This is a genomic window from Streptomyces yerevanensis (genome assembly GCF_000716805.1).
GTDB classification, from domain to species: Bacteria; Actinomycetota; Actinomycetes; order Streptomycetales; family Streptomycetaceae; genus Streptomyces; species Streptomyces flaveus.
In genome coordinates this window covers 1-11,062 of sequence record NZ_JNWJ01000113.1, presented here as the reverse complement: position 1 = coordinate 11,062, position 11,062 = coordinate 1, and the positions used below count along the sequence as shown (strand labels likewise).

Annotated in this window: 9 protein-coding genes and 1 riboswitch; of the genes, 1 reads left to right on the top strand and 8 read right to left on the bottom strand. The window is 68.3% G+C overall.

Annotated elements, in window-relative coordinates:
- Window positions 1-183: 183 nt before the first annotated feature.
- The 4 genes from OP79_RS47075 to OP79_RS47060 all read right to left on the bottom strand — a co-directional run bounded on the left by OP79_RS47075 (window position 184) and on the right by OP79_RS47060 (window position 5,502).
- On the bottom strand, window positions 184-969 hold the full coding sequence (locus OP79_RS47075) for an SGNH/GDSL hydrolase family protein (RefSeq protein WP_033329369.1): 786 nt from the start codon (window positions 967-969) through the stop codon (window positions 184-186).
- Between the two features lie 122 nt (window positions 970-1,091).
- A complete protein-coding gene (locus tag OP79_RS47070; RefSeq protein WP_033329368.1) occupies window positions 1,092-1,805 on the bottom strand; it encodes a DUF6250 domain-containing protein in 714 nt (237 codons plus the stop codon).
- A 203-nt stretch (window positions 1,806-2,008) separates the two neighbouring features.
- Window positions 2,009-2,935 (bottom strand): M23 family metallopeptidase, encoded by a 927-nt coding sequence (locus tag OP79_RS47065; protein ID WP_033329367.1) that lies wholly within the window; start codon window positions 2,933-2,935, stop codon window positions 2,009-2,011.
- Window positions 2,936-2,937: 2 nt separating this feature from the next.
- Window positions 2,938-3,101, bottom strand: a riboswitch (cyclic di-AMP (ydaO/yuaA leader).
- Between the two features lie 301 nt (window positions 3,102-3,402).
- The gene (locus OP79_RS47060) at window positions 3,403-5,502 is read right to left on the bottom strand and encodes an alpha-galactosidase (protein WP_033329366.1); all 2,100 of its coding nucleotides are present in this window, start codon (window positions 5,500-5,502) and stop codon (window positions 3,403-3,405) included.
- A 192-nt stretch (window positions 5,503-5,694) separates the two neighbouring features.
- Between OP79_RS47060 and OP79_RS47055 the strand changes: the two genes are divergently transcribed.
- The gene (locus tag OP79_RS47055) at window positions 5,695-6,492 is read left to right on the top strand and encodes a tyrosine-protein phosphatase (RefSeq protein ID WP_033329365.1); all 798 of its coding nucleotides are present in this window, start codon (window positions 5,695-5,697) and stop codon (window positions 6,490-6,492) included.
- Between the two features lie 39 nt (window positions 6,493-6,531).
- Here OP79_RS47055 and OP79_RS47050 read toward each other — a convergent pair whose 3' ends face one another.
- The 4 genes from OP79_RS47050 to dxs all read right to left on the bottom strand — a co-directional run bounded on the left by OP79_RS47050 (window position 6,532) and on the right by dxs (window position 11,058).
- Window positions 6,532-6,657: a DUF6126 family protein gene (locus OP79_RS47050; RefSeq protein WP_033329364.1), complete on the bottom strand. Its 126-nt coding sequence runs from the start codon at window positions 6,655-6,657 to the stop codon at window positions 6,532-6,534.
- Window positions 6,654-7,280, bottom strand: a complete 627-nt coding sequence (locus tag OP79_RS47045; protein ID WP_033329363.1) for a helix-turn-helix domain-containing protein — start codon at window positions 7,278-7,280, stop codon at window positions 6,654-6,656. The genes OP79_RS47050 and OP79_RS47045 overlap by 4 nt, the downstream gene beginning before the upstream one ends.
- 89 nt (window positions 7,281-7,369) lie before the next feature.
- The gene (locus tag OP79_RS47040) at window positions 7,370-8,776 is read right to left on the bottom strand and encodes an aspartate aminotransferase family protein (RefSeq protein ID WP_033329362.1); all 1,407 of its coding nucleotides are present in this window, start codon (window positions 8,774-8,776) and stop codon (window positions 7,370-7,372) included.
- The gene (dxs, locus tag OP79_RS47035; protein ID WP_245685715.1) at window positions 8,773-11,058 is read right to left on the bottom strand and encodes a 1-deoxy-D-xylulose-5-phosphate synthase; all 2,286 of its coding nucleotides are present in this window, start codon (window positions 11,056-11,058) and stop codon (window positions 8,773-8,775) included. The genes OP79_RS47040 and dxs overlap by 4 nt, the downstream gene beginning before the upstream one ends.
- Window positions 11,059-11,062 lie beyond the last annotated feature (4 nt).

Below are 11,062 nucleotides of genomic sequence, written 5' to 3'. Positions count from 1 at the left end.
GGTTGGGGGTGCGGGCTTTCCCGGGGCCCGGGTAGGCGCAGGTTTTCAGGGGCGCGGGGAACTGCGCGACCAGCCACGACGCACCCGCAGCCGCGACACAACATGTCACCCCCACCCCCCGGCGGGGGCCTGGGGGCGCAGCCCCCAGTTTCGGGAAGGGGCGGGGCTGGGGAAAAGAACCCCTCAAACAGCGGAGCGCATCCGCATCTTGATGTCGTCCGGCGACAGACTCCCCTTCGCCACCACCCGATCCCCGGACGACTCCCCCCGAAGCCGCCGCCCGATCCACGGCACCAAATACTCCCGCGCCCAGTGAATGTCGTCGCGCCGCACCTCAAGCGTCCCGCGCGGCGGCAACAGCGGCCACGGCTGCTCCGGATCGGCGGGCACCGGCATCCCGAGAACCTGCCCGGCGCGAAGCGCAACACGGGTGTGCCCCTCCGGCGACAGATGCAACCGGTCGTCGTTCCAGGCCCGCCGGTCCTGGATGGTCTTCAGCGACCACAGGTCCAGTACGGGACACCCGTACCGGTCGGCGACCGCCCGCACATGCCCGTTGTATGTGGCGATCTTGCCGCGCAAGTGCTTGAGCACGGGCATGTCACGGGTGTCGAAGCCGGTGGTCACGAGCACCGTGCCGACTGCCGACGTGAGTTCGGCGATGGCACGCTCGAAGCGCGAGGCGACCTCGTCGGGATCGGTGCCGGGCCGCAGGATGTCGTTGCCGCCCGCGCAGAAGGAAACCAGGTCCGGCGCCAGCTCCTTGGCCTGCGAAAGCTGGTCCTCGACGATCTGGTCGAGCAGCTTCCCGCGTACGGCGAGGTTGGTGTAGTCGAAGTCGCCCTCGGGCCGCCGGTCGGCGAGCAGCACCGCGAACCGGTCGGCCCAGCCGACGAGCGCCCCGTCGGGGCCGGGGTCGCCGACGCCTTCGGTGAAGCTGTCCCCCACCGCTACGTACGACCCGATCACTGATCTGTTGTCATTCTTCGAATCGTCTGCCACGTCGGCCCATGATTCACCTTTCGGTGTGAGCTACGCGACCGTAGGAAGGGGTTGACGGGCGGTGAGATAAGCCACGCGTCAAGTCTCGGTCAACTCGGAATACGCAGCGCCCACACCCGGAAGTCCGTGATCTGGAAATGGCTCCACACGGTCCGGAAGGCGAAGTGCCCACTCGTGTACGGCTCCGGGTCGGCGTAGTCGAAGACGAGCCGCCCGTTGTTCCACCACTGGACGGTCGAGCCATGCGAGAGGATGCGGACGTGGTGGGGCCGGTTCGCCACCAGCAGGGGTTCCGTGTAGTCGTGGATCAGTGGCCGGACGCCCGCCTGGCCGACGTAACGGCGCAGCCGCGTGGTCGTGTTGTAGTTGGCGCCGTAGCCCGAGTAGTACGTTTTGAGGTAGTCGTACTCGTCGAGGGCGCCGCCGCGTTCGGTGGCGAAGAGGTCGTCCGGGGAGCGGACGTCGACGGCGTTCCAGAAGTTGTTGAGGTCCGACACCCGGTCGTTGACACCGCTTGCGGAGACAGGTGTGGCGGTGTACTCGATGACGTACGGCCCCGCGAGCTTCCGCTTGAACCAGACCGTGGCGCCGCTCGGCACATCGATCTCCATGACCCCACGGGAAGCGGTGACGCTGCCACCGTCCTGCAACTCCGTTGCCCACTGCCCCAGTCCGTGCCGGAAGTCGTCGCGGGCGATGAGCCGTCCTCGGTGGCGCACCGACGCGCTCGCGGTCTGCGCGGGGGCAAGGGCCGCGAGTGCGGCACCGGCGGCCAGGGCTCCGAAGGCTCTGCGGGTCGTCATGAAGCGTCTCCTTGGCTGGCGTACGACGGGGCGAGCGGGTCTCGCGCAGGTGCATAGAAAGCGCTTGCCGCAGATCACTTTGACGCCTGGCCGCTGCCGCTGTCGACCCCTGCGGACAAGCCGAAGGCCGGACCCGGGGATCAGGGGTCCGGCCTTCGGCGCGAGAGGAGACGCGATCCGCTCGCGGTGGTGCGCGGGTGGCGTCAGACAGAGACGCCGTGCGAGCGCAGGAACGCCAGCGGGTCCACGTCCGAGCCGTAGTCCGGCGTGGTGCGGATCTCGAAGTGCAGATGCGGGCCGGTGACGTTGCCGGTCGCACCGGAGAGACCGATCTCCTGACCCGCGGTCACGGACTGCCCAGCCGAGACGGAAAGGGACGAAAGGTGGGCGTACTGGGCGTAGTGGCCGTCGCTGAGCTGGATGACAACCTGGTTGCCGTACGCGCCGCCCCAGCCGGCGGAGACGACCGTGCCCGCACCCACGGCCTTGAGCGAAGTGCCGGTCGCGGCCGCGAAGTCGACACCGGTGTGATAGCCACTGGACCACATACCGCCCGACATCCTGTACGGGGTGCTGACGGTCGCGCCCTCGACCGGCATGCTGAAGCCGCTCGAACTGCTGGGCGCCTCGGCTGCCTTGGCAGTCGGTGCCTTCTTCGCGGACACCTGGGGGGCCTCGGCCGCCTTGGGAGCCTCGGCCGCCTTCGACGCCTTGGCCTCGTTGCCACCGGAAGGCGCGGCGGCCTTCTTGCCGATCGTCAGTTTCAGGCCCGGGTGAATGAGTCCCGGGTCACTGCCGACGACCTGACGGTTGTCCTCATAGAGCTTTTTCCAGCCACCGCTGACATTCTGTTCGCGGGCGATCCCCGAGAGAGAATCGCCTGCCCTCACTTCGTACGTCCTGGTCGCGGTCTTCTTCTGAGTGGCGACAGGAGCGGACTCAACAGCCTTCTGGGAAACGGATTCGGCCTTGTCCGGAACAGACGCGGGCACGCTCTGCGGAGTAGCGGCATGTGCGCCGGCCGCTCCCAGCAGCGGAAGTGCGAGCGCGGCGCCACCGGTTGAGGCAACAGCGATCGAGCGGGTGAAACGCGCGGACTTCGGGCGGCGGTGCTTACCCTTCGCGGGCATGACGAATTCCTCTCCGGCGCCTACGAGGTGAGCTGTCGGGTGCGAGCTGGAGATGCCCGGCCACGCTTTCGCGCGGCTTTACCCCAAGCCTGTTCCGGAGACCAGAACAGGCGCTGTACCTGTGGGTCCCCCGCTCCTGCCGTGTACGGATCGGTGTGCGGATTCCGGGCGGCGGCAGGATTAGGCGTCCGTCCGGATTGGTGGCGAACGTAAGCGACCAAGACGCACAGGGACAAGCTTTGGGTTTCCTATGTGCCCCATTCTCTTGATCCTTGACCGAAATCGCCGTCACCCTCCGTTAACCACCGGTCTTCCACCTTCCTGAAATCCCTTGTAAACACCCTTGAATTACGTGGACATGGCGACAGCGCACCGTCACGAATATGACGCTGCTCACGCATCACTAATTCAGGAGTCCCTATTTCAGAGCGAGTTGGAATGAAAGCGCTCCAATACGGACACAACCCTCAGATGCGACACAGGCGGAAAACTGCCGCATCCAGGTCACCGCGCAAGCCGGTCCGCAGTCCGTGATGCAACAACACGGCACCTCTGTACACTTCGCCCGTTTCGAGGCATTCGTACGCGGCCGCCGGGTCGAGCCCTCGCAGCCGTACGGGCGCCACGGGCTCGCCGTAATGCTGAGCCTGGAGCCAGGCAAGGACGACGGCCTGGTCCTCACGGACGTACTGCACGGCGCTCAGCCCGCCCTCCGGCGCCCGCAGCCGGTAGAGGTCGCCGCGTTGCACGACGGGCCGGATCTCCTTGTAGAGCGCCACCCAGTCCCGCGCCTCGGCGAGCTCCTCGCCACTCCACTCGGTCAGGTCGCCACCGACCCCGAGCACTCCGGCCATGGAGCTCACAAAGCGGAAGCGCAGCGAACTCACGCGTCCGTTGAGCTGATTGTTCGGGCTGTCGGTGACCCAGGCGGCCATGGCCCGCGCCGGGTGGATCTGGCTGAAGCCGTGCTGGATGGCGAGCCGGTCGAGCGGATCGGTGTTGTCCGAGGTCCACACCTGGTCCGTACGCGCCATGACACCGAGGTCGATCCGGCCGCCGCCGCCGGAGCAGGACTCGAAGGCGACACCGGGGTGCGCGGCCCGCAGCCGGTCCAACAGGCCGTACAGGGCGTGCACATGGTCGATCCACAGCCGCTGCGGGTACGCCTCTCCGGGCCAACCGGCGTCCGTGAAGCAGCGGTTGAAGTCCCACTTCACATAGTCGATCGGGGCACTGGAGAGCAGCCCGTCAAGCTGCTCCCACAGGTACTCCTGGACGTCTTCGCGCGCGAGGTTCAGTACAAGCTGATTGCGGAGCTCCGTACGCTTTCGTCCTGGTTGATACTGAATCCAATCAGGATGCGCCCGATACAACTCACTGTCCGCATTGACCATTTCCGGCTCGACCCAGATCCCGAACTGCATGCCCAGGGCGTGCACGTCGTCCGCCAGGGGCTTGAGTCCGGCCGGGAAGCGGTCAGGGTTGGGCGTCCAGTCCCCGAGCCCGGCCCGGTCACTGGTGCGCTTTCCGAACCAGCCGTCGTCGACCACGAACAGCTCCACGCCCATCGCCGCCGCCCGCCGGGCGAGTGCCCGCTGCTGCTCCTCGGAGATGTCGAACTCCGTGGCCTCCCAGGAGTTGTAGAGCACCGGCCGGTCCTGGTCCGCGTCCGGGATCACGTACGCCCGCTGGTACGCGTGCCAGGCCCGGCTCGCCCCGCCGAAGCCGTCATCGCTCCACAGCCCCGCGAAGACCGGCGCGACAAAGCTCTCCCCCGGCTCCAGCCGCACCAGGCCGGAGTCGTCGTACCCGGCGCCGCCGGTGATCTGCACGCGCGCGTCCGGGAGTTGGGCCACGGCGATCCGCCACGAACCGGACCACGCGAGCGCGCACCCGTACACCTCGCCGTGCTCCTCGGTCGCCGTGCCCTCGACGTCCAGCGCGACCCACGGCAGATGCTGGTGCCCGGTGTGCCCGCGCCGACTGCCGATGACCTGCTCACCGTAGGTGAGGTCCGTTCGTACGAGCTGAGACTCGGCCGCCCAGCGCCCGTGCGTCTGCGACAGCCGCCAGCCCTCACGCTCCGGCAGCGTCCAGGTCGCCGAGTCGGCGCGCAGGACCTCCAGGGTGGGCCCTTCGTTGGTGAGGGTCACCCAGCGCTCGACGACATCGGTGGCGGGGCGCATCCGGTAATGCAGCGTGATGCCAAGCCCGGAGTCGGAGAACCGCAGCCGCAGTTCAGCCCCATCCGCTTCGCCGGATTCATCCACTTCGTACGCCTCGAAGCGCCACTCCGTACCGCGCCGTTCGTCCGTACGCACGGACAGCGCCGGCCGTACGAAACGGGGGCCGCCCTCGACCGGGTACTCCTCGCGCCCGTCGAGCGGGGACTCGAAGCCCCGGTACTCCGGCCCGGGACGGGCGGCCAGCGCCTCGGCGTCCGCGAGCGCGATGCGCGGGCCCCAGTGCAGATGCAGCAGCTCGTCCTGGTCCGTGAGCCGCAGGGCATAGCTGCTCGTGGGCCCCGAAAGCAGCCACGTACGACCGTCTTTGCCGATCTCCACCATCAAGTCCTCACAGATCCGAACAAGCTCGCTCAAGCACAACATCATCGCAGGCGCCCTCACCTCGTCGGCACCGCCTGTGGACAACGCACCGGCACCGCCTGTGGACAACTGATTGGCCTACGAATCCATGTCGTATCGTCGAGAGCGCGCCCCGCCGACAACAGCGTCGGCCGCCGACTGGGAGGAGCCCCCGTGACGCAGCAGGTCCCGTCGACCGAGCCCGAACTGGCCGGAGTGCGCAACTTCCGCGATGTGGGTGGCCTGCCGACCGAGGACGGCCGACGCGTGGCGCCCGGACTGCTGTTCCGCAGCGGCCATCTCGCGCACGCGACCGAGGAGGACGCCGCGTTCCTCGCCTCACTGGGCCTGCACACGATCTTCGACTTCCGCAACCAGGCGGACAAGAAGCTGGAGGGGGAGGACGTCGAACTGCCGGGCGTACGGAACGTGAACCTGCCGCTGACCGATCCGGCACACGGCGCCGAGTTCTGGACGATGGTCCGCGACGGCGATCTGGACCAGCTGCGCTCGATCCTCGCGGACGGCAAGGCGGCGAACCGGATGATCGAGTCCTACCGCTCGATCATCAAGGAGCGCACTTCCGAGCACTCACGAGTGCTGCACGCGATGGCCGAGGACAGCGTGCCCGCGCTGATGCACTGCGCGGCGGGCAAGGACCGCGCGGGCCTGTCCATAGCCATCACGCTCCTCGCCCTCGGCGTCGAGCGCGAGGCCATCGTGGCGGACTACCTGAAGTCGAACGCCCCCCACCGCCGCTACAAGGTGCGGCGCAGCAGCTCCGCGTCCTCGGCGTACTCCCCCGAGGTGATGGAGCTGCTCAGCCCCCTCTTCGACGCACGCGCCGAGTACCTGGCGGCGGCGTTCGACACGATCGAGGAGACCTGGGGCGACGTCGACACCTACCTGGAAGAAGGCCTTCACGTGACCCCGAAGACGCGGGAGCGGCTCCGGGAACGCTTCCTCGACTGACCGCCCGACGAGCTGACCACACGTCGGCCGACCCGATGCCTACTGGTTCTGCGCGCCGAGCGTGAACAGCAGGTAGATGAAGGCCGCGAAGAGGTGTCCCACGGCCACGTAGATGATGAGCCGCACCCACAGAGCACGCGGGAACTTCTCTTCCATGTCCCTCATGAGGTCGCTCCCGGGGTCGACGGGCCGAGGCACAGCGCGGCCGTAGGGCTCTGCAGCAGAGTGTGTACGAAGAGCAGTTCGACACTGTCCCGGTCCGCGGCGGCGATCCGGTGCGGGGTCAGCGAGTCGAAGTGCGCGCTGTCTCCGGGCGCGAGCGCATGAGCGGTGTCTCCCAGCCGCAGACGCAGCCGTCCCTTGAGGACGTACAGCCACTCCTCGCCGGGGTGGACGCGCACGATGTCGCCCTGCGCTCCGTACGGGACGTGCACGCGAAGGGACTGCATGCCGCGCCCTGCCGCGCCGGCCTGCCAGTACGTCCAGCCGCCCGCCTGCGTGGGTTCCATGTCGGCGGCGCGGACGACCGCGTCCCGTTCGGGGGCCGTCTCGCCGAGCAACTCCGAGACCGTCGTACCGTAGGTACGGGCGAGCGCGAGCAGCATCGGCAGCGAGGGCTGGCGCCGCCCGGTCTCCAGACGGGAGAGATGGGCGGGCGACAGTCCGACGGCGCGGGCCGCGGCCTCCAGGGTGAGTGAGGCGCGGCGCCGCAGCTCACGCAGTTGCGGCGCGACGGCGGACAGCTCGGCGGACGGCTCTTCGGCCGCCCCCGGCTCAGTGGGGCTCATGCCTCCATTCAGCCGGAGATTTGCCTCATCGGCAAACTTCTTGCCTCAGAGGCAAAGGCTCGGAATGCACCGGAGGCAGCGCGACACCCCTACCTGTTGGCCACCGCCTGCTTCACCAGCGTCTTCCCGAAGTCCCACATCAGTCCGCCGCCGTTGTGGGCGTCGTCCATCACGTCGGTGAAGGCGTCCACGAACCGGTCCACGTCCCGTTCGCCGATGATCAGCGGCGGAATCAGCTTTATCACCTCCAGGTGATCGCCCGAGACCTGCGTGAGGATCCGATGCCGCTGGAGCAGCGGTACGACCACCATCTGCGCGAACAGCCCCTTGCGCGCCGCCTGCAACATGGTCCAACGGCTGCGCAGCTTCAGCGACTTGGGCTTGCCGAACTCGATGCCGATCATCAGCCCCCGGCCGCGCACCTCACTGAGCAGCTCGTACTTGTCCACGAGCGCCGCGAGCCGGGACTTCAACTCCTCTCCGGTGGCACGGGCGTTGGCGACGATCTCCTCGTTCTCCATCACGGAGAGCACGGCGAGCCCGGCGGCCATGGCCTGTGCGTTGCCCCCGAAACTCGCGGAGTGCACGAGGACGCGGTCCATCGACGAGTAGACCTTCTTGAAGATCCAGTCCCTGCCGAGGGTCGCGCCCACGGGCACATAGCCGCCGGACAGCGCCTTCGCCACACACACCAGGTCGGGCTCGACGCCGTCCTCGTGCTGGTAGGCGTAGAAGTCCCCGGTTCGGCCGAGCCCCGTCTGCACCTCGTCCGCGATGAGCAGCGCCTTGTGCCGGTGCAGCAACTCCTGGGCAGCGCGCAGATATCCGGGCGGCGACTCGTGCACGCCCTTGCCCTGGATCGGCTCGACGATCAGCCCGGCGACGTCCCCCTTCCTCAACTCCCTTTCCAGTACGTCCAGATCACCGAGCGGCACCGCCGTGTCGGGCAGCAGCGGTGCGAAGCCGTCGCGGAAACCGGACTCACCGTTCACGGACAGCGAGCCGGTGGTCAGCCCGTGAAAGGCGTGCGCGCAGTAGAGAACGCGCGGCTTCCCGGTCGCGTACCGGGCGAACTTCAGCGCCGTCTCGACCGCTTCCGTACCGCTGTTGCCGAAGAACACCCGGTCCAAGTGCGGGCTGTGGATGAGGAGTTGTTCGGCGAGGAGACCTGGCAGGGGCTGGCAGTCGAAGCGGGTGAGGTCGGCGAGCGAGGCGTCGAGGACGTCGTGCAGCGCCTTGCGGACGACGGGGTGATGGCGTCCCAGGCCCATCACCCCGAACCCGGCGAGCATGTCCAGATAGTCGTTGCCCTCAGCGTCCCAGAAGTACGCGCCTTCGGCTCGCTCGTAGTACCTGTCGAAGCCGATGGTGTGCAGCATGCGCGGGAGTTGGTGATTGAGGTGCCGGGCGTGCAGCTCGTAGCGTTCACCTGCCCGCCCGGCGAGTAGTTCGCCGAGGTCGAAGTCCCCGGACTGCGAAGAGGGTTCCGCGGTCATTCCTGTTTCTCCTTGGACATGGGCTCCTTGGCGGCGAGTTCGGCCTCCGTGACGGCCAGGCTCGCCTCCTGGGTCGCCAGTCCCGCACTGATCCGTCCCGCGATCTCGACGGGTGTGAGACCGATGTCGGCCAGCACCTCTCCGCGCTTGGCGTGCGCGAGGAACTGCTCCGGAATCCCGAACCGCCGTACGGGCACGTCGACTTCGGCATCGCCGAGCGCGAGAGCGACCGCCGCGCCCACGCCGGCGGCCCGGCTGTTGTCCTCGACGACGGCGACCAGGCGGTGCTCGGCGGCGAGCGGAGGCAGCGCAGGATCGACGGGCTTGACCCAACGCGGGTCCACCACCGTGCAGTTGACGCCACGCGCTTCCAACAGCTCGGCCGCCTGGAGACACACCGGCGCCATCACACCGACAGCGACCAGGAGCACTTCGGGCTTCTCGCCCCGGTGCAGGACGTCCAGACCGCCCACCCGGCCGACCGCCTCGATCGACGGTCCCACCGACTCCTTGGGGAAGCGCAGCAACGTCGGCGCGTCGTCCACGGCCACCGCCTCACGTAGCTGGGCCCGCAGTTGGTCGGCGTCACGCGGCGCGGCGATTCTCAGCCCCGGTACGACCTGCAGGATGGACATGTCCCACATGCCGTTGTGCGACGGCCCGTCAACTCCGGTGACTCCGGCCCGGTCGAGTACGAAGGTCACGCCGCAGCGATGCAGTGCGACATCCATCAGTAGCTGGTCGAAGGCGCGGTTGAGGAAGGTCGCGTACACCGCGACGACCGGATGCAGTCCGCCCGTCGCGAGCCCGGCCGCGGACACCGTGGCGTGCTGCTCGGCGATGCCGACGTCCCACACCCGGTCGGGGAACCGCTCCGCGAACTTCGCCAGGCCCACCGGGTGCAGCATGGCCGCCGTGATCGCCACGACGTCCTCGCGCTCCTCCCCGATCCGTACGATCTCGTCGCCGAACACCGAGGTCCAGGCAGGTCCGTTGGAGGGCGAGAGCGGCTCGCAGGTGAGCGGGTCCATCACGCCGACCGTGTGGAAGTGGTCCTCCTCGTGGGCGAGCGCGGGTTCGTAACCACGCCCCTTCTCGGTGAGGCAGTGGATGAGTACGGGCCCGTGGAACCGTTTCGCGCGCCGCAGCGCCGACTCGACGGCCCCGACGTCATGCCCGTCGATGGGTCCTACGTACTTCAGTCCCAGGTCCTCGAACATGCCCTGTGGCGCGAACGCGTCCTTGAAGCCCTTCTTCGCGCCGTGCAGCGATTCGTAGATCGTGTTCCCGATGACCGGCGTGCTCAGCAGCACGTCCTTGCCCCAGGCCAGCACCTTCTCGTAGCTGTCGGTGGTCCGCAGGGTGGCGAGGTGGTTGGCGAGGCCGCCTATGGTCGGCGAGTACGAGCGCTCGTTGTCGTTGACGACGATGATCAGCGGCCGGTCCTTGGCGGCTGCGATGTTGTTCAGCGCCTCCCACGCCATGCCGCCGGTGAGCGCGCCGTCCCCGATGACGGCGACGACATGGCCCTTCTCCCCCTGCACCTGGCGGGCCTTGGCGAGTCCGTCGGCCCAGCCGAGCGCGGTGGACGCGTGGCTGTTCTCGATGATGTCGTGCTCGGACTCCTCGCGTGACGGGTAGCCGGAGAGACCGCCCTTGCCGCGCAGCTTGGAGAAGTCCTGACGTCCTGTCAGGAGTTTGTGTACGTAGCTCTGGTGGCCGGTGTCCCACAGGATGCGGTCGACAGGCGACTCGAAGACCCGGTGGAGTGCGATGGAGAGCTCCACCACCCCCAGATTGGGCCCGAGATGCCCACCGGTCCTGGCCACCGCGTGCACCAGGAACTCCCGGATCTGCCCCTTGCCGTTGCCGGAGGCGACCCCCAGGTCCGCCTCCCTCGCCTCACCAGGACCGTTCACGACGCAGCCCATCACCGCGACGCGCAACGGGACCTCCATGCCCTCCAGACCGGCCGTGACCTCGTCCGCCAGCTTGTAGACGTCCACCTGGGCACGCCCGCACGACGGGCAGGACACGATCTCGAGGCGTCGCTCCCGCAGCCCCAGCGACTCCAGGATCTGGATGCCGACCTTGCATTCCTCCGCGGGCGGGGCGCTCAACGACACCCTGATCGTGTCGCCGATGCCCTCAGAGAGCAGCGCGCCGAAGGCGACCGCCGACTTGATGGTGCCCTGGAAGGCGGGGCCCGCCTCCGTCACGCCCAGGTGCAGCGGGTAGTCGCACTGGGCGGCCAGCTGCCGGTAGGCGTTGACCATCACCACCGGG